Annotated in this window: 28 protein-coding genes and 1 pseudogene; 7 read left to right on the top strand and 22 right to left on the bottom strand. The window is 61.0% G+C overall.

The features are described from left to right. Positions 1–79: 79 nt before the first annotated feature. Positions 80–604 carry a PepSY domain-containing protein gene (locus O148_RS17180; protein WP_051620123.1) on the top strand — a complete coding sequence of 175 codons (525 nt, stop codon included), beginning with the start codon at positions 80–82 and terminating at the stop codon, positions 602–604. 74 nt (positions 605–678) lie between these two features. Here the strand turns inward: O148_RS17180 and O148_RS0111010 are convergent, their stop codons facing one another. Together O148_RS0111010 and O148_RS0111005 are read right to left on the bottom strand one after the other, a co-directional pair. Beyond that, the gene (locus O148_RS0111010) at positions 679–1,950 is read right to left on the bottom strand and encodes a HAMP domain-containing sensor histidine kinase (RefSeq protein WP_026530956.1); all 1,272 of its coding nucleotides are present in this window, start codon (positions 1,948–1,950) and stop codon (positions 679–681) included. Beyond that, on the bottom strand, positions 1,947–2,648 hold the full coding sequence (locus O148_RS0111005; RefSeq protein ID WP_026530955.1) for a response regulator transcription factor: 702 nt from the start codon (positions 2,646–2,648) through the stop codon (positions 1,947–1,949). Before O148_RS0111005 ends, O148_RS0111010 begins: the two co-directional genes overlap by 4 nt. Positions 2,649–2,761: 113 nt before the next feature. On the opposite strand from O148_RS0111005, the gene O148_RS17990 reads away from it, so the two are divergent. Then, positions 2,762–3,295: a hypothetical protein gene (locus O148_RS17990; protein WP_026530954.1), complete on the top strand. Its 534-nt coding sequence runs from the start codon at positions 2,762–2,764 to the stop codon at positions 3,293–3,295. Positions 3,296–3,304: 9 nt separating this feature from the next. Here O148_RS17990 and O148_RS0110995 read toward each other — a convergent pair whose 3' ends face one another. The 7 genes from O148_RS0110995 to infA form a co-directional block, all read right to left on the bottom strand. Continuing rightward, on the bottom strand, positions 3,305–4,240 hold the full coding sequence (locus tag O148_RS0110995) for a tRNA pseudouridine synthase A (RefSeq protein WP_420805789.1): 936 nt from the start codon (positions 4,238–4,240) through the stop codon (positions 3,305–3,307). Positions 4,241–4,315: 75 nt separating this feature from the next. Then, positions 4,316–4,927: a 50S ribosomal protein L17 gene (gene rplQ, locus O148_RS0110990; protein WP_026530952.1), complete on the bottom strand. Its 612-nt coding sequence runs from the start codon at positions 4,925–4,927 to the stop codon at positions 4,316–4,318. 70 nt (positions 4,928–4,997) lie between these two features. Next, positions 4,998–6,011: a DNA-directed RNA polymerase subunit alpha gene (locus O148_RS0110985; protein ID WP_026530951.1), complete on the bottom strand. Its 1,014-nt coding sequence runs from the start codon at positions 6,009–6,011 to the stop codon at positions 4,998–5,000. 177 nt (positions 6,012–6,188) lie between these two features. Next, entirely contained in the window at positions 6,189–6,587 is a 399-nt protein-coding gene (gene rpsK / locus O148_RS0110980; RefSeq protein WP_026530950.1) for a 30S ribosomal protein S11, read from the bottom strand. Between the two features lie 50 nt (positions 6,588–6,637). Continuing rightward, entirely contained in the window at positions 6,638–7,006 is a 369-nt protein-coding gene (rpsM, locus tag O148_RS0110975; RefSeq protein ID WP_026530949.1) for a 30S ribosomal protein S13, read from the bottom strand. Positions 7,007–7,196: 190 nt separating this feature from the next. Beyond that, positions 7,197–7,310 carry a 50S ribosomal protein L36 gene (rpmJ, locus tag O148_RS0110970; protein WP_017833320.1) on the bottom strand — a complete coding sequence of 38 codons (114 nt, stop codon included), beginning with the start codon at positions 7,308–7,310 and terminating at the stop codon, positions 7,197–7,199. 12 nt (positions 7,311–7,322) lie between these two features. Then, positions 7,323–7,544, bottom strand: a complete 222-nt coding sequence (infA, locus tag O148_RS0110965) for a translation initiation factor IF-1 (RefSeq protein WP_035745913.1) — start codon at positions 7,542–7,544, stop codon at positions 7,323–7,325. Positions 7,545–8,551: 1,007 nt separating this feature from the next. Between infA and O148_RS0110955 the strand changes: the two genes are divergently transcribed. The 3 genes from O148_RS0110955 to O148_RS0110945 are packed head-to-tail and all read left to right on the top strand — an operon-like array spanning position 8,552 to position 11,820. Next, entirely contained in the window at positions 8,552–9,484 is a 933-nt protein-coding gene (locus O148_RS0110955; protein WP_026530946.1) for a carbohydrate ABC transporter permease, read from the top strand. Next, complete coding sequence (locus O148_RS0110950; RefSeq protein WP_026530945.1) at positions 9,481–10,401, top strand: carbohydrate ABC transporter permease; 921 nt, start codon at positions 9,481–9,483, stop codon at positions 10,399–10,401. Before O148_RS0110955 ends, O148_RS0110950 begins: the two co-directional genes overlap by 4 nt. Positions 10,402–10,455: 54 nt before the next feature. Then, positions 10,456–11,820, top strand: coding sequence for an ABC transporter substrate-binding protein (locus O148_RS0110945; protein ID WP_240470854.1), 1,365 nt, complete (start codon positions 10,456–10,458; stop codon positions 11,818–11,820). 95 nt (positions 11,821–11,915) lie between these two features. On the opposite strand, the gene map is transcribed toward O148_RS0110945, so the two are convergent. The 13 genes from map to O148_RS16210 all read right to left on the bottom strand — a co-directional run bounded on the left by map (position 11,916) and on the right by O148_RS16210 (position 22,023). Next, positions 11,916–12,746, bottom strand: a complete 831-nt coding sequence (gene map, locus O148_RS0110940) for a type I methionyl aminopeptidase (protein ID WP_026530943.1) — start codon at positions 12,744–12,746, stop codon at positions 11,916–11,918. A gap of 86 nt (positions 12,747–12,832) precedes the next feature. Beyond that, positions 12,833–13,408, bottom strand: a complete 576-nt coding sequence (locus tag O148_RS0110935) for an adenylate kinase (RefSeq protein WP_026530942.1) — start codon at positions 13,406–13,408, stop codon at positions 12,833–12,835. After that, positions 13,405–14,718, bottom strand: a complete 1,314-nt coding sequence (secY, locus tag O148_RS0110930; protein ID WP_026530941.1) for a preprotein translocase subunit SecY — start codon at positions 14,716–14,718, stop codon at positions 13,405–13,407. The genes O148_RS0110935 and secY overlap by 4 nt, the downstream gene beginning before the upstream one ends. Before the next feature lie 212 nt (positions 14,719–14,930). Further along, positions 14,931–15,422, bottom strand: a complete 492-nt coding sequence (gene rplO / locus O148_RS0110925) for a 50S ribosomal protein L15 (RefSeq protein WP_051620122.1) — start codon at positions 15,420–15,422, stop codon at positions 14,931–14,933. Further along, a complete protein-coding gene (rpmD, locus tag O148_RS0110920) occupies positions 15,422–15,637 on the bottom strand; it encodes a 50S ribosomal protein L30 (protein ID WP_026530939.1) in 216 nt (71 codons plus the stop codon). The genes rplO and rpmD overlap by 1 nt, the downstream gene beginning before the upstream one ends. Position 15,638: 1 nt before the next feature. Beyond that, entirely contained in the window at positions 15,639–16,358 is a 720-nt protein-coding gene (rpsE, locus tag O148_RS0110915) for a 30S ribosomal protein S5 (protein ID WP_035745891.1), read from the bottom strand. Continuing rightward, positions 16,355–16,738: a 50S ribosomal protein L18 gene (gene rplR / locus O148_RS0110910; RefSeq protein ID WP_026530937.1), complete on the bottom strand. Its 384-nt coding sequence runs from the start codon at positions 16,736–16,738 to the stop codon at positions 16,355–16,357. The genes rpsE and rplR overlap by 4 nt, the downstream gene beginning before the upstream one ends. A 2-nt stretch (positions 16,739–16,740) precedes the next feature. Next, a complete protein-coding gene (gene rplF, locus O148_RS0110905; protein ID WP_026530936.1) occupies positions 16,741–17,277 on the bottom strand; it encodes a 50S ribosomal protein L6 in 537 nt (178 codons plus the stop codon). 20 nt (positions 17,278–17,297) lie between these two features. Then, positions 17,298–17,696: a 30S ribosomal protein S8 gene (rpsH, locus tag O148_RS0110900; protein WP_026530935.1), complete on the bottom strand. Its 399-nt coding sequence runs from the start codon at positions 17,694–17,696 to the stop codon at positions 17,298–17,300. 144 nt (positions 17,697–17,840) lie between these two features. Then, on the bottom strand, positions 17,841–18,416 hold the full coding sequence (gene rplE, locus O148_RS0110895) for a 50S ribosomal protein L5 (protein WP_026530934.1): 576 nt from the start codon (positions 18,414–18,416) through the stop codon (positions 17,841–17,843). Further along, positions 18,413–18,778 (bottom strand): 50S ribosomal protein L24, encoded by a 366-nt coding sequence (rplX, locus tag O148_RS0110890; protein ID WP_026530933.1) that lies wholly within the window; start codon positions 18,776–18,778, stop codon positions 18,413–18,415. The genes rplE and rplX overlap by 4 nt, the downstream gene beginning before the upstream one ends. A gap of 3 nt (positions 18,779–18,781) precedes the next feature. Further along, positions 18,782–19,150 carry a 50S ribosomal protein L14 gene (gene rplN, locus O148_RS0110885; protein ID WP_026530932.1) on the bottom strand — a complete coding sequence of 123 codons (369 nt, stop codon included), beginning with the start codon at positions 19,148–19,150 and terminating at the stop codon, positions 18,782–18,784. Between the two features lie 737 nt (positions 19,151–19,887). Further along, positions 19,888–22,023, bottom strand: a complete 2,136-nt coding sequence (locus tag O148_RS16210; protein WP_338035377.1) for a catalase — start codon at positions 22,021–22,023, stop codon at positions 19,888–19,890. Between the two features lie 223 nt (positions 22,024–22,246). Between O148_RS16210 and O148_RS0110875 the strand changes: the two genes are divergently transcribed. Then, a complete protein-coding gene (locus tag O148_RS0110875) occupies positions 22,247–22,825 on the top strand; it encodes an isochorismatase family protein (protein WP_026530931.1) in 579 nt (192 codons plus the stop codon). A gap of 237 nt (positions 22,826–23,062) precedes the next feature. After that, positions 23,063–23,285, top strand: a pseudogene (locus O148_RS17985) (hypothetical protein); the annotation flags it as partial.

Genomic DNA, 23,285 nt, shown 5'->3' with positions numbered 1-23,285 from the left:
TCGCTAGTGCGGCGCTAAGGCGGGTCCCGGAACAGTTGGTGATGCAAGGCAATTCCCACCGATTGAGAAGGACACGACCATGAAAACGCCAACCAAGATCATTGCCGGATCCGCAGCAGCCCTGCTCCTCACCGGAGCGGTCGCCGGAACCGCTATCGCTTCCGACGATTCCTCGGATTCGCACAGCAAGACGGCCAAGACCTCGCAGTCTGCGCCAGCGTCGCAGACCCCGGGTGGTCAAAGCGCTGACGGCCAAAGTACTGCGAGCCAAAGCAATGGAGCCCAGCCAAAAGTCAGTCAACAGCAAGCCGAGAAAACTGCTCAGGCGAAGTTGCCCGGCTGGACGGTCACCGAGACACACTTAGAAACCGAGGACGGTGTTCGGGTCTGGGAGGTCGACCTCAAGGATCCAAAGAACACTGGCCGGGATGCGGACGTTGACGTCAACGCCAGCACCGGCGCCGTGATCAAGGTCGACAAGGACGACTCCGCCGATGCAAACCACCGGGACGATTCCGGACGCGACCATGAGGAGAGCGGTCAAGATGACACAGACCACAACCGTCCGGGAAAGGATGACTCGGGCGATCGAGATGATGACTAACATTTAGCGTCCCCCGCCGAAACATGAGTCAAGCTGCGGGCACATCGCCGAGGTGTGATGTGCCCGCACTTTTCTTATGTGGTGAGCTTCAACCGCACCACGATTTTGGCGCCGCCGCTATCGCTCAGACCGAACTGCACCGTGCCGCCGCCGCGCTCGGCGGTGCGGACCACAATGTCGAGTCCAAGTCCTGTACTTCCAGCTCCCGATTCCCCGCGTTCGGCAATTCTCGCCAGGTCCGAAAATCCGGGCCCATTATCTTCTGCCGTAAGAACCAGTGCATCCTCTTGGATACCAGCAGTGACGGCAAGGACCGAACCGTCCGGCGTGTGAGCGAAAAAGTTTTGGATGATGGCATCCAGAAGTGCCTCGAAGTCGGACGGGGCAAGGGACACGCGCGCCTGGGCAACTTGCGTCGCCACGGTAATAGTTCGCTCGGTATCTGTGGCGAGCGGCTCCCAAAACGCGACTCTTTCGGCCAGGGCTGCGATCGCATCGGTGCTGACCGATGCGGCGCTTGCCCGCAGCCGCGCCTCGCGGATGGTCCGATTGACGGCGTCTTCCAGTTCGTCGATTCGCTCGTTGAGTGTCGCGGCGGTGTCGCCGTCGCGGACCGAGTCGACGGCAAGGCGAAGCGATGTCAAAGGGGTGCGCACCCGGTGCGAGAGGTCGGCGACGCGTTCGCGTTCGACGTTCAAGAGTTCACCGACGCGTTCGGCAAGCTGGTTTTGCCGAGTACCCAGATCCTTAATCTCGGCCGGCCCCGACGGGCGCACGCGGGCCGCCAGGTCACCTTCGCCAATGCGGGCAGACGCCTCCATGAGACTGCGTAAGGGCCGTAAGAGCGTCAGAGTTAACAGGTACGCCAACACGAGCCCGACGCCAAAGAGCACGAGCGCCAGTAATCCTAAAAAGAGCCAAGTTTGTCCGACGCCAGCGTTCAGTTGCGTATCCGAGACAAAGCCGCGCACCACAATCACCGATCCGCGCGATTGTTCCACAGCAAAAAGCACCTCTTTGCCGCCAGGAGTTTCGGCAGTAAAGCTTCGCCCGGTGCGTGCCAGTTCTATGGGCGCATCAACGGTGATCGGCGCACCGATCACCGTGTTATCGGGGAAGATGACCGAGATGTCGACGCCGTCTCCCTGAACCGTATCGACAACCCTGCTCAGTTCCGCCCGTGGCCCCTGCGCCGCCAGCCCACCCAAATACTGAGTGCGCGCCTCTGCCCGGCCCAGCGCCGATTCCTCGCTGTAGTGCTGGACCAACAGCGCCAGCGGGATGACAAATGCCGCCAACAATAGCGAGCTGACCGCCGCCGTCAGTAGCAGAATCCTTCCCTTCACGTGGCCGTCCCCGCGCCGTGATCCGGGTTGACGAGCTTCACACCGACCCCGCGAACCGTGTGCAGGTACCGCGCATCCTGCGCGGATTCGCCGAGTTTGCGCCGTAACCAGGACACGTGCACATCCACGGTGCGGTCCGCACCGCCGTAATGCGCTTGCCAAATTTCGGACATGAGTTCGCTCTTGGTCACCACTTGTCCCGGGCGCTGGGCGAGATAGGCGAGCACATCGAACACTTTCGGGGTCAGTTCCAGTGCACTCCCCTCCAACGTCACCACCCGTCCGGAAAGATCGATCCGCAATGCCCCCACCTCGAGAATCGTGGGCTCATCGGTCAGTTGGCTTCGACGCAGCACCGCCCGAAGCCGTGCCTCCAAGCGGTCGGCGCTGAAGGGTTTTGTCACGTAATCGTCGGCACCAGCATCCAACGCCTTGACGAGTCCCGATTCCTCTTCCCGCGCCGTCACCACAATCACCGGGACCGTGCTCACTCCGCGCAACATCTTGAGCAGATTCATCCCATCGATGTCCGGCAAACCGAGATCCAGAATGATGGCATCAAGGGGTTCTGTGGTGGCACGTTGCAGCCCCGGCATCCCGGCCAGTTCGGAAATGACGGTGTGCCCGCGTTCGGTCATGGCTTTCACCAAAGAGTGGCGAATGGCGGGGTCATCTTCGATCAAGAGAAGCCGGGACATGGCACCCAGCTTAGCGGGCCGGGCGTGCGCGCAGACCCCCGCACGGCCCCGATTAACCCTCTATTAACATGGTGTTGAGGCTTCCTTGAGCATCGAGAACGGAGACTGGTTCGGTGAAGAGATTTGCGCGCCTCGCCTCTACGGTCTCGCTCGCCCTGTTGTTGTGGGCTGCGGGTGTAGCGGCGGCGGCCGTCATCGGGGTGTGGGCGGTGTCCTCCATGATCGCCTCGTCCTCCGATCGCAGCGTGCTCAACACCGAGCAGGTCAACGCTGCGCTCGCGGCCAATGCCAGCAAAGGCACTTCCGCATCCCCCACGCCCACCGCCACCGCCACCGCGACGCCCAGCTCAACGTCAACCGCCACCGCGACCCCTACTCCCACCAGCTCGCCGAGCCCTGCCACGGAGATCGTGTCCTACTCGAGCGACGCGGGCACTCTCAGCGGACGCTGCACCGGAACAAAAGCGGAAATACTCTCCGTCACGCCGGCACAGGGCTACGGCATCGAAGACAGGGAGGACTCAGACAACGGCAGCGCAGAGGTCCAGCTCAGCAATGGCCGCAGCGACGTCACGATCCAACTCTCCTGCGCGTCCGGCAGCCCGCAATGGACTCTCGCCAACCTCGGCCACGACAGCGACGACTAGCTCCCCTGACTAGGTCCGCTTCGCCCGGGTCTGCTCGGCTCGCAACGCCCACAGCGATTCGTCCGGGTATTCCACCGACTCCAACACAAGCGGATGCGGCGCCGCCATCACGACCTCCCCCTCGCGGCGCGGCGAATCCAGCAGGTCCGCAAACCACTCGCCAGATCGCTCCCCCGCGCCCACCTTGAGCAGCCCGCCGACCAAGGACCGCACCATGTGGTGACAGAAAGCATCGGCTTGCACTGTGAACGTCACTCGCGCGCCCGAGCGCGTCACCGACAACGCCTGCAACTCCCGCAGCGTGCTCGCCCCCTCGCGCGGCTTGCAAAACGCCAAAAAGTCCCGCAGCCCAAGCGCATGCACCGCTGCGGATCGCATCGCATCCACGTCCAGCGGCGTATCCACCCACAGCTCAAACCCGCGCCGCAACGGATCCCACGCCTCGCGCGCATCGCACACCGTGTAGGTGTAGGTCCGGGAGAGCGCGGAGAATCGCGCGTCAAAATCCTCGCGCACCTCGGTCAGCGCGTGAACCGCTAGCGCACCCAACAGTGAGGCCCGACGACGCCCCTCACCCCCCGGCGTCTCCTCGCCAATCCTGGTGGGAACCTCGAGCGCCAGCGCCGCATCAGGAATCCGATCCGCAGGGAGCCGCCCGGCGAGCAATAGCCCGATCACCGAATTGAGTCGCGCCGTCACCTGCGCCGCGCCGCCGCCGTGGGTTTGTTCGAGCAGCCTCGCCCACTCATCCTCGGTGAAGTCCACGTGCGCCACTTGCCCGCGAGCGTGCACGCCCGCGTCGGTGCGCCCGGCCACCGTCACGGCAACCCGTCGCTGCACCATCACCGAGAGGGCGGCCTCGACAATCGCCTGAGCCGACCACTGTCCAGGCTGCCGTGCCCACCCAACGAAGGGCGCGCCGTCGTACGCCAGATCAATCCTCACGCGCACAGGTGACTCTCCTCGTTAACGCAAGCGGCCCGCCCCGCGAATGCGGTGGCGGGCCAACTAGGCGGGTGCTTATTTCTTGTCCTTGTCGGCTGCCTCTTCGGCTTCCTCAAGGTCCTTTTCGGCGGTCTCAACAGCCTCGGGAGCGTCCTCTTCGACCTGGGTCGCTTCCTCGGTGTCGGCCTGCTCCTGCTCGCTCGCTTCGGCGGCATCCACGTTGGTGTCCTCGGCGGCCGTCTCAGCGTTAGCCTCGATGGTCTCCTCGGCCGGAGCGGACGTCTTCGCCGCGGTCTCGGCTTCCTTCACCACGGCCTGCTTCGGGGAAACGGGCTCGAGGACCAGCTCAATGACAACCATGGGAGCGTTGTCACCCTTGCGGGCGCCGATCTTGGTGATGCGGGTGTAGCCGCCTTCGCGGTTGGCCATCGCCGGAGCGATCTCGGTGAAGAGCTCGTGCACAATCGTCTTGTTGTTGATCTGAGCGGCAACGCGGCGGCGTGCGGCAAGGTCGCCGCGCTTGGCGATCGAGATGAGGCGCTCGGCGTAGGGGCGCAGACGCTTGGCCTTGGTCTCGGTGGTGGTGATACGACCGTGCTCGAACAGCGAGGTTGCCAAGTTCGCGAGCATCAGGCGCTGGTGTGCCGGGCTTCCGCCGAGGCGCTTACCCTTGGTGGGCGTAGGCATAGTGTTTTCTCCTAGAATGAGCCGGTTGCCGTTGCGCTCTCGCGCGTGGGCTCCCTGGCGTGGTGGCTAATTAGAGCTCGTCGTCTTCGTCAAAGGTCTCATCGTCCTCGTCATCGAGCGAGGCGCGAGCGGCCAGATCAAAATTCGGAGCGGAATCCTTCAGGGACAGACCCAGTTCCTGCAGCTTCGCCTTGATCTCATCGATCGACTTGGCGCCGAAGTTGCGGATATCCATCAGGTCCGCCTCGGAGCGGGCAACCAGCTCACCGACGGTGTGGATGCCTTCGCGCTTCAGGCAGTTGTAGGAACGGACGGTCAGATCCAGGTCCTCAACCGGGAGGGCCATGTCGGCGGCGAGCGAGGCGTCTGCCGGGCTCGGACCGATCTCGATGCCTTCCGCGGTGGAGTTCAGCTCGCGGGCGAGACCGAAGAGCTCAACCAGGGTGGTACCGGCGGAGGCAACCGCGTCACGGGGAGCGATCGAATCCTTGGTTTCCACGTCCAGGATCAGACGGTCGAAGTCGGTGCGCTGCTCAACACGAGTAGCTTCCACCTTGAAGGTGACCTTCAGGACCGGGGAGTAGATGGAGTCAACCGGGATGCGGCCGATCTCCTGGTCTCCGGCCTTGTTCTGCGCTGCCGAGACGTAGCCGCGGCCACGCTCGATGGTCAGCTCAAGCTCAAACTTGCCCTTGTTGTTCAAGGTCGCGATGTGCAGTTCCGGGTTGTGGAACTCGACGCCGGCGGGAGGGGCAATGTCGGCGGCGGTGACAACACCGGGGCCCTGCTTGCGCAAGTAGGCCACGACCGGCTCGTCATGCTCGCTGGAGACCGCGAGGTCCTTGATGTTCAGGATGATCTCGGTGACATCTTCCTTGACACCGGGAACCGTGGTGAACTCGTGCAGCACGCCGTCAATGCGGATGCTGGTCACGGCGGCACCGGGGATCGAGGACAGCAGGGTGCGGCGCAGGGAGTTGCCGAGGGTGTAACCGAATCCGGGCTCCAACGGTTCAATGCTGAAACGGGAGCGGTTCTCGGTGACGACTTCTTCTGTGAGGGTGGGGCGCTGTGCAATAAGCACTGATATTTCCTTTCAGCTGTGCGTCCGCTATATGACGCAAGCAATGGGTGGAAATGAGATGTTCGACGGCGTGTGGCTGGCACGGATGCCTTCGCTCACCTCTGGCGGGCTTGGGTATTCGATTTCAGTTGGTCAGGCCGCCCCGTTTTGAGGCGGGGCGGCCTGACTCACACAGCATTAGACGCGGCGACGCTTCGGCGGGCGGCATCCGTTGTGCGCAACCGGGGTCACGTCCTGGATGGAGCCGACCTCAAGACCGGTGGCCTGCAGCGAACGAATCGCGGTTTCGCGACCCGAGCCCGGTCCCTTGACGAAAACGTCAACCTTGCGCACACCATGTTCCTGGGCGCGCTTGGCGGCCTGCTCGGCTGCCATCTGCGCGGCGAACGGGGTCGACTTACGCGAACCCTTGAAGCCGACCTCGCCGGAAGAAGCCCAGGAGATGACGGCACCGGTCGGGTCCGTGATGGAGACGATGGTGTTGTTGAAGGTGCTCTTGATATGCGCTTGACCCAGCGCAATGTTTTTCTTGTCCTTGCGGCGCGGCTTACGGGCCGCTGACGACTTTGGGGGCATGTGTTTCTCCTACAAAACGTGGTTGCCCCGGGGCGTTGAAAGCTCCCGGTTTACTTCTTCTTACCTGCCACGGTCTTCTTGGGTCCCTTGCGGGTACGGGCGTTGGTCTTGGTGCGCTGACCGCGTACCGGCAGACCACGACGGTGGCGGATGCCCTCGTAGCTTCCAATTTCCACCTTGCGGCGAATGTCAGCAGCTACTTCGCGGCGAAGATCGCCTTCAACCTTGTAGTTGCCTTCAATGTAGTCGCGGAGTTGAACGAGCTCGGTGTCGCTCAAGTCCTTTACGCGGGTGTCCGGGCTGATGCCGGTCTCCGCGAGGGTTTCGTGTGCACGGGTCTTGCCCACGCCGTAAATGTAAGTCAGGGCAATTTCCACGCGCTTTTCGCGTGGGATGTCCACTCCTGCTAGACGGGCCATACTGGCTGTCTCCTTGATACTTTGCGGAGGTCTGAGGCAACGCGTTCCCTCGCTTGTTCGCGAGGGTCCCCGGCCTCCGTGCCCGGGGGTGTGGAACGTGATGTTCCTGCGTTACCTATATGTATTTACTGTGCGTTTCAAGCGTTGCGTGGGCTGTGCACCCTGGTCGGCGGGAGCCGACCAGCGGTTCTTAGCCTTGGCGCTGCTTGTGGCGCGGGTTTTCGCAGATCACCATGACCCGGCCGTTGCGGCGGATCACTTTGCACTTATCGCAGATCGGCTTAACGCTTGGTTGAACCTTCATGATTTCCTTTGACTAGCGGTAGCGGTAGACAATACGTCCACGAGTCAGGTCATATGGGCTCAGCTCCACCACTACGCGGTCTTCAGGAAGAATCCTGATGTAGTGCTGACGCATCTTCCCCGAAATGTGGGCAAGCACAACGTGACCGTTCTCCAACGTAACGCGGAAATTCGCGTTCGGGAGAGCTTCACTGACTGTGCCCTCGACTTCGATGACTCCGTCTTTTTTGGCCATATCCTCCGCTAACTCTTTGTGTTTTTCTACGCATAACACAACGCCGACGTTCGGGATTTGATTCCAGAAAGAGGGCACAGCAGAGCGCAGATAACCAACAGTCAACTGTACTCTATTGCGCGTCGATCCGCCAATCTGCCCGCCCCTCCCCACAATCGACTGTGCGGAACACGCACACGACACGCCGCGTAAGCATGCATTATCTGCACAGTCGATTTCGAGTGTGCGCCTTTTCGGCGGTAGCGTTCAGCCCGGTACAAAGTTCGCGCTCCGTGTACCTGAGAGCCATCCCACCTCTCACCATCCGGCGTTTGGGTTCTCCCCCAAAAGCCTTATGAGCCCGGCTGTACGCGGAACCGAATATCCGAGATATTCTTCATCATCCATCTCGACAAAAAGCTCAAAGCGTCGCCCCCCGGCCTTCTCACGAATCCATGACAATACCTGATCAATGTCGGCGAATCCCACGAGTATTTGAGCATCCTGACTCCAACCCTGCCCACTCGCCGGACGTGCCCAAAAATTAACACGATATCTTGGGTGCTCAACTCCCCATCGTGGCTCCGCATGTACTGTGCTTAAAAATTCCTGTGACAAAATCGCTCCTTCTAAAGGTCGGTCGTTCAGAAATCTCAAATAGCCCAACGAAGTCAGATACCCGAGGACGTACAGGGCTGAAACTCACTCACTGACTAGATCAGAGCGTGTGAACGTTACGGACATTCTCTCTATTGGCCGCGCATCGGAAGGATCCGCGAAAAAGTTCAACCCGCAACCACCTGACCAGACGGGGCCCCATTTGCAATAATTTTAAAAGTCTTCAGCACGCCAACCCCCAAATACCCAATCAACCTCGAAACGCTTGTGAACTATATCACATCATGGGGTTCCCTCGTCCCAATATGTCCACGTGGAGATGAGCGTGACCGTTCGCTCTCAGCAAAGTGTTCGCGCCGCGTTTACCTCGCCGCCACCTATTAGACCCATTGACCCGTTGAAGTGGCCGTGTGCCTGTCCATAGCCAGGCTGCCGCGAGCGCACCACCACCCGTTCGCCGCCGCAGCCGTCAAACCCGCCGCGACTTTTGGATCTTCCTTGCGTTCGTCGCCCCGAACGTCGCGCTCATTTTGATGTTCACCTACATCCCGCTGGTGAACAATGCCTACTTCTCCACCCTCGACTGGACACTCGGCTCCCGCACCGCCACGCCCGTCGGCCTCGCTAATTACATTGAATTCTTCACCTCCGGGGACGCGGCCACCGTCTTAAGCACGACGGCGATATTCACTTTGGTCACGGTCCTCGCCCCCATGGGGCTCGGCTTGGCATTGGCGGTGGTGCTCAATCGCAATGTGCCGGGAACAACGTTTGCACGGGCGACCGTCTTTGCACCGTACGTCCTATCCGGCGTGGGCGTTGGCCTAGTCTGGTTGTACATTTTCGACCCGACGTACGGTCTCCTCTCCAGCGTGCTGCGCATGTGGTTCGGCGCCCCCAGCCCGGAGTGGTTTAACAACCCCACACTTGCCCTCGTCATGGTCATGATCGTGTACACCTGGAAGACGCTCGGCTACTGCGCGATTGTCTACGTGGCCGGGTTACAGTCCCTGCCAAAGGACGTCATGGAGGCGGCCTCCTTAGACGGGGCGACCGGCCTCACCCGTTTCTTCCACGTGGTGTTCCCGCTCTTGTCTCCCACCACGTTCTTCTTGCTCATCACCTCGGTTCTCTCCTCACTCCAGGCTTTTGACCTGATCCGCATCATGACCCCATCCGGAAACGGCACCCAGACCCTGATCTATGAGGCCTACATTCAAGCCTTTGGTGGCTACAACCGCGCCGGATACTCCGCAATGATCTCGGTCGTATTGTTTGTTCTGCTCCTGATCATGACCGCGGTGCAGTTCCGATTCGTGGAACGGAAGGTGCACTATTCATGAGCACGGTCTCGACAAGCCCCGACACGCAAGCACCGTCGCGCTCTCCCTTGGTGAGCGCCCCGCCGCCACGTAAACGCATCTTCACCGCGCAGAATCTGGTGGGCACCCTCGTCGGATCGTATGTTCCGCTCATCATCGCCACCTTGATAGTTGCGCTTCCGCTGCTGTGGATGGTCAGCGCGTCGCTCAAACCGACCGACGAAATCGTGACACTGTCCCCCACGCTGTTTCCGGAGAATCCGACGTTCCAAAATTACGTGGAAGCTTCCCGCACGGTGTCCTTCGGGCGGCTGTTCTTGAATTCGACGATCGTCACGGTTCTGGGTGCCAGCATCAAGGTTGTCCTCGCGATCCTGACTGCGTACGCGCTCGTTTTCATTCGCTTTCCTGGTAAACGCTGGGTGTTCTTTTTCATCCTGGTCGCACTCATGGTGCCGCCGCAGGTCTCGATTCTGCCGAACTTTCAACTCATCGCCGGGTGGGGCGGCATGAACACGTATTGGGGAATCATCCTGCCAGGGCTCGGGACCGCCTTTGGCACCTTCCTCTTGCGCCAACACTTTCTCACGCTGCCCGCATCGATGCTGGAAGCTGCGCAACTGGATGGCGCTGGGCACTTTCGCCGGCTCTGGCAAGTCGTGGTCCCGGTATCGGGTCCGGCCATCGCCACCGTTGCGCTGGTCACGATTGTCAATGAGTGGAACGACTACCTGTGGCCGCTCATCATCACCGACCGCGCCGAAATGATGACGTTGCCGGTCGGTCTCACGCTCTTGCGCAATAACGAGTCCTCGCTCGCGTCCTTTGGCACATTGATGGCCGGTGCCGTGCTCGTCGTGGTACCGGTGCTCATCGTGTTCGCCATGCTGCAAAGGCATATTGTCACTGGGCTCACACAAGGTTCCACGACCGGTTAAGCCGGGAACACGCCGTCGTACATCAGCAAACTCAACCACCACCGAAAGGCAACCATGTCCAACTCTATGAGCCCGCTCTTTGACCGCCGCGGCTTCCTCACCCTTGCCGGACTCGGCATCGGGGCCGCCGCCCTCGCCGGGTGCGCAGGGCCCTCAACCTCCGCGGCCGACGCGCCAGCCACCGAAGCTGACCTCGACTTTTCCGGGGTGAAACCGGCCGCCGAAATCACCTTCTGGTCCAACCACCCGGGCAAGAGCCAGGAGGTGGAGAAGAAGATCATTGAGAAGTTTCATGCGGCGCAGTCAGATATCAAGGTGAACTTGGTGACCGCGGGCTCCAATTATGAGGAGGTGGCGCAGAAGTTCCAGGTCGCCGGCTCGGGCACCGATCTGCCGGACATTGTGGTGTTCTCCGATGTGTGGTGGTTCCGGTATTTCCTGGCGAAGTCGATCATTCCGCTGGACGAGTTGTTTGTGGCCGTGGATGAAGATCCGGCGACGTACCGGAAGGGGCTGTTCGCGGATTATCAGTATGACGGCAAGCAATGGGCCGTCCCCTATGCGCGCTCCACGCCGCTGTTCTACTACAACAAGGATCAGTTCAAGGCGGCCGGGGTGCCGGACCGCGCACCGAAGACGTGGGCCGAATTTGCCGAGTGGGCGCCGAAGATTCAATCGGCGAACGCTTCGGTGTCCGGGTTCAAGAACGCGTACTACCACCCGGCGCCCAAGGACTATGCCGGCTGGACCTTCCAGAATTTGCTGTGGGGCGAGGGGGGCGGCTGGTCCTCGGAGTGGTCGATGACCGCGGACTCGGAGGCGAACGTGAAGGTGTTTCAGTTTGCCCAAGACAGCGTGTACAAGGACAAGTGGGCGGGGGTGTCCTCCGATGACGTCTCTACCGACATTGCGTCCGGGGCTGTCGCCGCGTCCTTGTCCTCGACCGGTTCCTTGGTCGGTGTGCAAAAGGCCGCGAAGGCGCCCATCGGGGTGGGATTCTTGCCCGGTGGCTCGGTGGCCGAATCCCCCGTGTGCCCGACTGGCGGTGCTGGATTGGGGATTCCGCGCGAGATTTCCAAGGAGCGGCAGTTGGCGGCGGCGACGTTCTTGAAGTTCCTAACCTCGCCGGAAAACACTGTGGAATTTTCGGCGGCGACCGGGTACATGCCAGTGCGCGAGAATGCGGATACGTCAACTTTGTTGGCGGCGAACCCATTGATTGGGACTGCCATTGAGCAGTTGGCGGTGACCCGGCCACAGGATTATGCGCGGGTGTTCCTGCCCGGCGGGGATCTAAAGATGGCGGATGCGTCCGGCGCAATCCTGACCCGGCAGGCCGATGTCGCTTCGACGCTTGGGACGCTCAAGACCGACTTGGAGAAGATTTACACCTCCCAAGTCAAACCCGAACTCCCCTAACCCCCCGCAAATTTCATGGCCTCCCGCACGTTTCATGGCGTTATAAGACCATGATTCGTGCGGGAGGCCATGAAATTTGCCTCGACTGGGCGGGCTTAGGCGGGGATGGGCTGCGGGGTGATGCCGAACTCGGCAAGCTCCGCGGCTCCCCCGTCCTCGGCGGTCAGCACCCAAATGCCGCCCTTGTGCTTGGCGACCGAGTGCTCCCAGTGTGCGGCGCGCTTCTTGTCTGCGGTCACAACGGTCCAGTCATCATCTAAGACCTCGGTCTCGAGGCCGCCGAGCACCAGCATCGGTTCGATGGCCAGCGCCATGCCATTTTGCACCTTTGGGCCGCGGTGACGCGACCGGTAGTTGAGCACATCCGGGGCCATGTGCATGGCCGAGCCGATGCCGTGACCCACATAGTCCTCGAGGATGCCGTAGTCCCCGGACACACCCCGCACGTAGTCATCAATCGCGTCGCCAATCTCGCCGACCCGGCTCGCCTTCGCGAACGCCGCGATGCCGTGCCACAGGGAAGCCCGGGTGACTTCGGACAGTTCCCGATCCGCCTCGCTCACATTCCCAATCAAGACGGTGCGCGCCGAATCGGAGTGCCAGCCGTTGACAATGGAACCGCAGTCAATCGAGAGAATGTCCCCGTCCTGGAGCACGCGAGGCCCGGGGATGCCGTGAACCACTTCCTCATTGACCGAGGCACACACCGTTGCCGGGTAACCGTGGTAGCCCAGGAAGTTTGGTGTCGCTCCGGCCTCGGAGATGACCCGCGCGGCCGCGGCATCCACGTCCGCGGTGGTGGCACCGGCCACGGCCGCAGCCGACGCAGCGTCCAGCGCCCGGCTTGTGATGACTCCGGCGCGCGCCATGTCTGCCAGTTGCGCGTTGGTCTTCAGTTCAATTGTTGGAGCGCCGAACCTGGCCATTGCCCTATCCCTTCACTTTTAAGCGCCAAACTCACGTTTCCGCGCCTTCTAAGGCTCTGAAACGTGAGTTAGGCGCTGAAATTTGCCTAGGCGAGGGCGGCGGATAACGCCACCATCACCCGATCGGTCACCTCGTCGATCGCACCGATCCCGTCCACCTGCACCACAATGCCGCGCGAGTCATACGCGGACACCACGGGCTCGGTCTCGGAGTGGTACAGCGCCAACCGGTGCCGGATCACGTCTTCGGAGTCGTCGCTGCGCCCATCGGTCGCCGCGCGCCCCTTGAGCCGCTTGACCAATTCTTCATCATCAGCGGTCAGCTGCAGTACCACATCCAATGACACCGCATTCGAAGCCAGGATGTCATCCAGCTCTCGCACCTGATCCAGCGTCCGCGGATACCCGTCCAGCAAAAAACCCCCGGCCACATCGGGGGCCGCCAGCCGGTCCCGCACCATGGAGTTCGTCACGGAATCCGGAACGTAGTCGCCACGGTCCATGTACTTCTTCGCCTCGATACCCAAGGGCGTCGCTTCGCGCACATTCAAGCGGAAGATATCGCCGGTGGAAATCGCCGGGATCCCCAGCCGGGAAGATATCTGCGACGCCTGCGTCCCCTTACCAGAACCGGGAGGGCCAATAATCAACATGCGGGTCATCGCAACAATCCTTCGTAGTGACGTTGTTGGAGCTGGGCGTCAATCTGCTTGACGGTCTCAAGACCCACACCCACCATGATCAAAATCGAGGTACCGCCGAACGGGAAGTTCTGCGAGGCGCCAATGGCCGCCACCGCGAGAATCGGGATCACAGCAATGATGCCCAGATAGATCGACCCGGGGAACGTGATTCGCGAGAGCACGTACTGCAAGTAGTTCTCGGTCGGCTTGCCTGCCCGAATACCCGGGATGAACCCGCCGTACTTCTTCATATTGTCAGACACTTCCTGCGGGTTGAACGTGATTCCCACGTAGAAGTACGCGAACGCGATCACCAACAAGAACATCAGAATCAGGTACAGCGGGCTATTTCCTCCGGCGGTATTCAGATACGTATTAATCCAGTTGACCCATTCCGGCGGGTTTCCGCTACCCATATTGAACTGAGCGATGAGCCCGGGAATCGTCAGCAGCGAGGACGCGAAAATCACCGGGATCACGCCGGCCATGTTGACCTTGATCGGGATGTAGGTGCTGGTTCCGCCAACGGTTCGGCGTCCCACCATGCGCTTCGCGTAGTGCACCGGAATGCGGCGTTGGCTCTGCTCCACGAACACCACAACGCCAATGACCACCAAGCCAATCAGGATCACCAGGAAGAAGGTGGTCGGCCCTTGGGCGGCCCAAATGGCACCCATCGCACCCGGGAAGGACGCACAAATCGAGGTGAAGATCAGCAAGGACATGCCGTTGCCGATGCCCTTTTCGGTGATGAGCTCGCCCATCCACATGATCAGGCCGGTACCGGCGGTCAAGGTAATGATCAGCAGCAGAATCATCATCAGCGAATCATCCGGGATCAAATCCAGCGAACACTGGTTATTGAACAGCGCACCGGTGCGCGCCAGCGTCACCACGGTCGTCGCGTTCAAGAGCCCCAGACCAATGGTCAGGTAGCGGGTGTACTGGGTCAGCTTCGCCTGCCCTTGTTGCCCCTCTTGATAGAGCGTCTGGAAACGTGGAATCACCACGCGCAGCAGTTGCACAATAATGCTCGCGGTAATGTACGGCATGATGCCCAGCGCAAAGATCGACACCTGCAGCAGCGCACCGCCGGAGAACAGATTCACAAAGTTGAACAGCCCGCCGGTCGTGTCCGCGGTCACCAGACACTGTTGCACATTCCGATAATCCACACCCGGCCCGGGGATAAACGTTCCGAAGCGGTAGATGGCGATAATGCCAAGCGTAAACAACAACTTGTTACGCAGGTCTGGGGTTCTAAAGGCCCGGCCTATAGCGCTTAGCAAGCGTCCTCCTGAAAATTAATGCCCCGGGCGGGACAGGTCACAGTCAACCAGTCTAACGGCTAGATGAGTGAGCTAAGAATCGGTGCGAAAAAGATGTACGACGGCGATGCTCGCCGTGGTTGCCTACACAAAAGGCTTGCTGTGCTCACCTGAATCGATGAGCACAGCAAGCCAATGTTTAGACGCGGTAGGCCGCGTGTGCACTCACGTGCTTAGACCTCGTCGGTGCTTCCACCGGCGGCGGCGATCTTTTCCTTCGCGCTGTTCGAGAAGGCGTTCGCCTTCACGTCCAGCTTGACGGAAACCTCGCCGGTACCCAGAACCTTGACCGGCTGGTTGCGGCGAACCGCACCCTTTGCGACCAGGTTCTCGATGGTGACCTCGCCACCTTCTGGGTACAGCTCGGAGAGCTTATCCAGGTTCACAACCTGGAAAGTGACCTTGAAGGGGTTCTTGAAGCCGCGCAGCTTGGGAAGACGCTGCAACATGGTGACCTGGCCACCGGCGAAACCGGGACGAACCTGGTAACGCGCCTTGGTGCCCTTGGTACCACGGCCAGCGGTCTTACCCTTGGATGCCTCGCCACGACCCACACGGGTCTTAGCGGTCTTGGCACCCGGTGCGGGACGCAGGTGGTGTACCTTGATGGCTGGCTCGCCGGTGGTGTTATCCACGGCGTCAGCCTTTGCAGTTGCTTTTGCCATTAGTTGGTCTCCTCAACCTTCACCAGGTGCGGAACGGTGTTGACCATACCAACCGTGACGGCGTCGGCGGTGCGGGTCACTGAATCGCCAATGCGCTTCAGGCCCAAGGACCGCAACGTGTCGCGGTGGTTTTGCTTGCCACCGATTTCGCTCTTGACCTGGGTGATGACTAGTTGTGCATCGCTCACTTTGATCCGCTTGGGAGTGGTCTGCATGTTAGACACCAGCCTTTTCATTAGCAGCGGCGCTGCGAGCAGCCTGGGATTCCTGGATGGTGCGAAGCAGTGCGTGCGGCACAACTTCATCCAACGGCAAGCCGCGGCGGGCAGCAACGGCGGCAGGCTCTTCGAGCTGCTTCAGCGCTGCGACGGTCGCGTGCACAATGTTGATCGCGTTGGAGGAACCCAGCGACTTGGACAGCACGTCATGGATACCGGCGCATTCGAGTACGGCGCGCACCGGACCGCCGGCGATCACACCGGTACCCGGGGAAGCCGGACGGAGCATGACCACGCCTGCGGCGTCCTCACCCTGCACACGGTGCGGGATGGTGGAGCCGGCGCGAGGAACGCGGAACAGAGACTTCTTGGCCTCTTCCACGCCCTTGGCGATTGCTGCCGGAACTTCACGGGCCTTGCCGTAGCCAACGCCGACCATGCCGTCGCCGTCACCGACAACAACCAGGGCGGTGAAAGCGAACCGACGTCCACCCTTGACAACCTTTGCCACGCGGTTGATGTGCACCACGCGCTCCAGCATCTTGTCCTTGTCATCGCGAGCGTTGTCGCGACGCGAGTCACGGCCACGGCCGCCATCGCGGTTGCGGTCGCCACGGCCACGGCCCCGGCGCTCGTTGTTTTCGCTGGCCTCGGCAGCGGGTGCCTCGGTCGCGGCGGTCTCTTCGCTCACAGTGTTCTCATTCGTGTTTTCGCTCATAGTGCCAATCCACCTTCGCGTGCGCCGTCCGCAATTGCTGCAACACGGCCATGGAACTTGTTGCCACCGCGGTCGAAGACCACAGAGTCAATGCCTGCCGCCTTGCTACGCTCGGCAACCAATTCGCCAACCTTCTTGGCCTTGGCGGTCTTATCACCGTCGAGGTTGCGAAGCTCGGGCTCCATGGTGGAAGCGTAGGCCAAGGTGACGCCCTTGGAATCGTCGACAACCTGAACGAACACGTGACGTGCCGAACGGTTGACAACCAGACGCGGACGGGCGGCGGTGCCTTCGATGTTCTTGCGGATGCGCATGTGACGGCGCGAGCGTGCAGCTGCACGGCTCTTGCCATTGCGCTTCTTGTTGATGGTCAAAGCCATAATTACTTACCAGCCTTTCCGACCTTGCGGCGGATCTGCTCGCCGGCGTAGCGAATGCCCTTGCCCTTATAGGGATCAGGCTTACGCAGCTTGCGAATGTTGGCTGCCACCTCGCCGACCTGTTGCTTGGAGATACCGGAGACCGAAAGCTTGTTTGCGCCCTGCACGTTGAAGGTGATGCCTTCCGGCGCCTTCACCGTGATCGGGTGGGAGTAACCCAGTGCAAACTCCAAGTCCTGGCCCTTGGCCTGGACACGGTAACCGGTTCCTACAATTTCAAGGTCCTTGGTGTAGCCGTCGGTGACGCCGGTAATCATGTTGGCGATAAGGCTACGGGTCAGACCGTGCAATGAACGCGATTCGCGCTCATCGTTGGGACGGGTAACGGTGACAACGCCGTCTTCGAGGGAAACCGCGATCGGGTTAGCGACCTCCAAGGACAACTCGCCCTTGCTTCCCTTGACTGCAACGTTATTGCCGTCGATCTTGACCTCTACTCCGGAAGGAACCGAAATGGGGAGACGTCCAATACGTGACATAGTTTTCTACCCCTTTCCTGTTACCAGACGTAGGCGAGGACTTCCCCACCTACACCCTTCTTCGCGGCCTGCTTGTCGGTCAAAAGACCGGAGGAGGTGGAGAGGATCGCGATACCGAGGCCACCGAGCACGTGAGGCAAGTTGGTGGACTTGGCGTAGACGCGAAGACCGGGCTTGGAGATGCGGCGAACGCCAGCGATGGAACGCTCGCGGTTCGGACCGAACTTCAAGTCCAAGGTCAGCTTCTTGCCGACCTCGGCGTCTTCGACCTTCCAGTCGGCGATGTAGCCCTCCGCCTTCAAGATGTCAGCTACGTGACCCTTGAGCTTGGAAAATGGCATGGTCACGGTGTCGTGATATGCCGAGTTTGCGTTGCGCAGACGCGTAAGCATGTCTGCGACAGGATCTGTCATTGTCATGTGGGCTTTAGCCCTTCCTCGAACCGGTTTCCTGTTCTTTCCGGTGACCCCGCGCTCAAGCTGAGCCGATGCACTCGTGGCGAGCATCGCCGTCGTACATCTTTTGGGTGTCCCGTGGAGAAACGGACCCTGTTCGTAGTTGGATTAGTTATCTGGGGTGAACGGGAAGCCGAGCGCGCGCAGGAATGCGCGGCCTTCTTCATCGGTCTTGGCGGTGGTCACAACCGTGATATCCATGCCGCGCACGCGGTCGATCTTGTCCTGATCGATCTCGTGGAACATCACCTGTTCGGTCAAACCGAAGGTGTAGTTGCCGTTGCCGTCGAACTGCTTGGGCGAAAGGCCGCGGAAGTCGCGGATACGCGGCAGTGCGAGGGAGATCAGGCGATCGGTGAATTCCCACATGCGGTCGCCACGCAAGGTGGTGTGCGCGCCGATGGGCATTCCTTCGCGGAGCTTGAACTGCGCGATCGACTTCTTGGCCTTGGTCACCATTGGCTTTTGGCCGGTGATTTGGGTCAAGTCGCGGACGGCGCCGTCAATAACCTTGGAATCGCGGGCGGCTTCGCCAACACCCATGTTCACGACAACCTTGACCAGGCGCGGAACCTGGTTGACGTTCTCATAGTTGAACTGGTCCTGGAGAGCCTGCTTGATTTCGCTGTTGTAGCGTTCCTTCAGGCGAGGAGTCACCTTGGTTGCTTCGAGAGTCTCACTCATGGCAGATCCTTCCCTGATGCCTTGGAGACGCGAACGCGAACGTTCTTGGTCTTGCCATCGCGCTCAACGGTCTCGGTCCGGAAGCCAACGCGAGTGGGCTTCTTGGTCTCGGGATCGATCACAGCGACGTTGGACACGTGGATCGGGGCCTCAACGGTCTCGATGCCACCGGTCTTGGTGCCGCGCTGGGTCTGACCCACCTTGACGTGCTTGGTCACACGGTTGATGCCCTCGACAAGCACGCGGTTGCTCTCCGGGTACACCTTGAGAACCTTGCCCTGCTTGCCGCGGTCGCCGCCGCGTGCCTGGGTTGCACCGGTGATGACCTGAACCAGGTCACCCTTCTTGATTTTTGCTGCCATGAGTTAGAGCACCTCCGGAGCAAGCGAGATGATCTTCATGAACTTCTTGTCACGCAGTTCGCGTCCAACCGGCCCGAAAATACGGGTGCCGCGGGGGTCGCCGTCAGTCTTCAAGATGACCGCTGCGTTCTCATCGAAGCGAATGTAGGAACCGTCCGGGCGACGGCGTTCCTTGCGCGTGCGAACGACGACTGCCTTGACGACATCGCCCTTCTTAACGTTTCCGCCAGGAATCGCATCCTTGACGGTGGCGACAATGGTGTCACCAATACCTGCATAGCGACGTCCAGATCCGCCGAGCACACGAATGGTCAAGAGTTCCTTGGCACCCGTGTTGTCAGCAACCTTTAGTCGCGATTCTTGCTGAATCACGTGTTTTTCTCCTATGTTGTCTCACTGGTTCTTGCCTCGCTCTGTGGCTTTTACGGTCCTTGCGCACCGTGTGTGGTTTTGCGGGCAAGCCTGGTGGAACGTCCGTGAGGATTCTCTAAACCTGTCTGGATTCGGCCAGATCAGGCCTAAATCCCCATGCCAGATGCACTTTCCGTTGCCTGTTTTGGGCGTGCGATAGTTTGCAGTGGCACGTGGATTTACGAGTAGCGCGGCCAAGAGTGGCCACACAAGCACTTAACTCTACCAGAATCGGGGTGTTCGCCGCGAGCTGGCGTTTGGCACCTTCCCCCTCCATCCGCGCCACTCACGCCGAGTCGGCACGTATTCCGGTTATGGCCCGGTCTTTAGCGGAAGAGGTGCCGACTCGGCGAATTCGCTGCCTCGCCGCGAGCTGGCGTTCCGCCCCTCCCCCCTCGTTTCGCATCCCCTGAGCGCTTTTTCATCCCCGTGTGCGGGTCTAAATTTGCGGTACCGGGATGTGGAACGCAGGAATTACGACGGCGATGCGCACCTAGGTGCGCATCGCCGTCGTCCTTCTGGGGTGCTAAGGTGACGGGCCCGCGCAGGCTCTCGCCGCGTCGCCCATCCCCCGCCACCCGCGCCACCCACGCCACCCGCGCCGAGTCGGCACGTTTTCCGGTTATGGCCCGGTCTTTAGCGGAAAACGTGCCGACTCGGCGAATTCGCTGCCCGGCGCAGATCGCGCTAGGACGGCCCTACGGCTTTACTGGGCGGTCCCAGTAGCGAAGGTCGGCGAGGGTCTTGGCGAACTGGGTCGGCTTCGTTGTCGCAAGGTTGATAAAGCCGTCATCCAACTTCTCCGCGACGCCGGCCTCGTCCAGGAGTGGTTCCGCTTCCGGCGTGTAGCCCACGAACTTTTGGTGGGCAAACGCATCGGAAACGAAGTCCTGAGCGGTGGCGAGCTCGGCGACGTCGGCCGCCGAGTCGGCGCCGAGGACGATGGCAACCGCATCATAGAGAACTGATGGCGCACCCTGGATGTGCTGATCCGCCGCAAGTTTTGCGCCGTCGGAGAGCGTCGCGCCGCCAATCTTGGGGGCCACGATTTCCACCTGAGCCCCCGACTTGTCCATGGCGTCCTTGAGCCCGTTGACCAGCGCGGCGTCCGCCCCATCGGAGACGAAGATCCCGAGTTTGCGGCCGGCGAAGGTGGCCGGCGAGTTTTTCAGAATGCTGAGCGCATCCGAGGCAGGGAGGTCTTCGCGCGGGGCGAGTGCCGGTTCGGCGGCATCGGGGAGTTCCAGGGCGAGGCCGTCCGCGACGCGCGCGGCGAGGTCCTCGTGGACGTTGCGCAGGTGCGCGACGATGCGGGATCGAATCTCTTCAACCTCGCATTTGCCGAGCTCAAACACGTAGGCCGCGACGATGTGATCTTGCTCCACCGGCGTCTGGCTGATCCAGAACTGCCGGGCTTGGCTGTAGTGGTCGGCAAACGTCTTCGAGCGGTGCCGCACCTTCGGGCCGTTGACCTCTTCCGGGTAGGTGACGTAACCGCCGGCCCCGGCACGCGGGCCGCGCTCATCACCGCTCCAGCCGTTGGGTTGGTAGTTGGCCCGCCCGGAGGGGACGTGGGTCTGCATGTGACCGTCGCGCTGGAAGTTGGCGACCGGGCAGCGTGGGGCATTGACCGGCAACTGGGTGAAGTTCGTGGTGCCCAGGCGGCTGAGCTGGGTATCCAGGTAAGAGAAGTTGCGCCCCTGCAACAACGGATCATCGGAAAAGTCGATGCCGGGAACAACATTCTGGGTGCAGAAGGCGACCTGCTCGGTTTGGGCAAAGTCATTGTCGACCGCCTGATCCAGGGTCATGCGCCCCACGATGCGCAAGGGCACTTGCTCCTCGGGGATGAGTTTGGTGGGATCCAGCACATCGAACTCGAATTTCTCCGCAAAGTCTTCGTCAAAGACCTGAACCGCGAGATCCCACGATGGGGCGTCCCCGGAATGGATCGCGTCCCACAGGTCGCGGCGGTGGAAGTCCGGGTCGGCACCGTTGATCTTGACCGCCTCATTCCACAACACCGACTGCAGCCCCTGCGCCGTCTTCCAATGGAATTTCACGAAAGTGGCTTTGCCGTCCTCGTTCACGAAGCGATAGGTGTGCACGCCAAAGCCGTCCATGAACCGGAAGGAGCGCGGGATGGCGCGGTCAGACATCTGCCATAAAGTCATGTGGATGGCTTCCGGGGTGAAGGAAACAAAGTCCCAGAAGTTGTCGTGCGCCGATTGGGCCTGCGGGAAGCCGCGGTCTGGTTCTTCCTTGACCGAGTGCACGAGGTCCGGGAACTTGATCGCGTCCTGGATGAAGAACACCGGAATGTTGTTGCCAACCAGGTCCCAATTGCCCTCTTTGGTGTAGAACTTGACGGCGAATCCGCGCACGTCTCGTGCGAGGTCAAAGGAGCCCTTGTTTCCGGCCACCGTGGAGAACCGGACAAAGACCTCGGTCTTTTCCCCTTTATTGGCGAAGAGGTTGGCGCTGGTGATATCGGTCAGCGGGTCGAGAGTTTCAAAGGTGCCTCGAGCGCCGTACCCGCGGGCGTGGACCACGCGCTCGGGAATGCGCTCGTGGTCGAAGTGGAAGATCTTCTCTCGCATGGCGAAGTCTTCCATGAGAGTGGGACCGCGGTCCCCGGCTTTGAGCGAGTTTTGATCATCGGAGAGCGGGGTGCCCTGCGCGGTGGTCATGATATTGCCGTCTTCAACGGGCTGCTGGATGTCGCCGCCTTCGGCAACGTGTGAGGCTGGGGTTTTGGGCTTAGCGTTGTTGCCCGCCTTTGCGGCCGAAGCTTTCGACGTTTTCGAGGTTGTTTTTTGAGACGTTGTTGACACGGGAATCTTCCCTTACGTGAAACCAAGGTGAAATGCGCTGGCTGCTCAACGTGGATTTATCCGTAATGATCGTGGGGCGGCACACGGAGGTGACCGGACCCACAAACATTGCTCATATTAATCGGGTCGAATCGCCCAGGCTAGACCCCTTGTCCGGGTAATTCTTGCCGGGCATTTCCGAGCCAGGCGCGCGGGCGAAGCTCGCAGTAGAGTGGACGTCATGGTGAACCGCGCATTTCTAGCCGTCGATGTCCAGAACGACTTTGTGGAAGGCGGGGCGCTTGGCGTGACCGGCGGTTCTGCCGTGGCCGCCGGGATCGCGAAACGCTTGGCCGACCCGTCGCGGTACGCCGTGACCATTGCCTCGCAAGATTGGCACAGTGCCGAGGGCGATAACGGCGGCCACTTCGCAACCCCCGGCACCGAACCCGATTTCCGACACACGTGGCCCGTGCACTGTGTAGCCGGCACGCCCGGAGCCGAGTTGCACGCGCCGCTCACCCAGGAACTGTTCGCTGAAATTGTGCGCAAGGGGCAGGGAACGCCCGCATACTCGGCGTTTGAGGGTGTCACCGCGGATGGTCGGAGTCTAGAGGACATGCTGCGGGAGGCGGGCATCGAGGCGATAGATGTCGCCGGCATTGCCACAGACTTTTGCGTGCGGGCAACCGTGTTGGATGCGCTCAAGCTCGGCTTCAAGGTGCGGCTTTTCACCAACCTAATGGCCGGAGTCGACATGCGCTCCAGCCAACGCGCGGTCGCCGAGATGACCCGCGAAGGCGCCCAGCTAGGGATGGGCTAGCCCCCACAAAGTACGACGGCGATCCCCGTCTCCCAGCCGAGCGGCACCTAAGTGCCGCTCACCAGAACAACGGCGAGTAACGCCGTCGTGCCTCTCACAACCCGCGTTTCGCATCCCCGTAGCGCATTTTTTGAGCCGTATACGGGTCTGTGAAGTCTCAATACATAGTGGACAGTTAGGTCTCAATACATAGTGGACATTTGAGCGTGCTGGTTTGTGGCGGTTGAGAATGCGGGGATGACTCGTATTCCTGATCAAATTCGTCAGCTCGTTCTCTCCTGGCCGCAGAACGCCTCTCATGGTGATGTGGAAGCGTTTTGCTTGCGGCATGGAGTATCACGGTCGTGGTTTTACCGGGTCCGTGCGTTGGTGCGCGAGCAGGGTGTTCAGGACGCTGCGCTCAAGGGCTCGCGAAAGCCTCTCTCGCATCCTCGGCAGACCAGCGATTTCGTCACTAAAG

It is taken from the genome of Haematomicrobium sanguinis DSM 21259 (genome assembly GCF_000688395.1).
GTDB classification, from domain to species: Bacteria; Actinomycetota; Actinomycetes; order Actinomycetales; family Micrococcaceae; genus Haematomicrobium; species Haematomicrobium sanguinis.
Note: the sequence above shows the minus strand (reverse complement) of the source record. Positions and strands in the feature narration are given on the sequence as shown.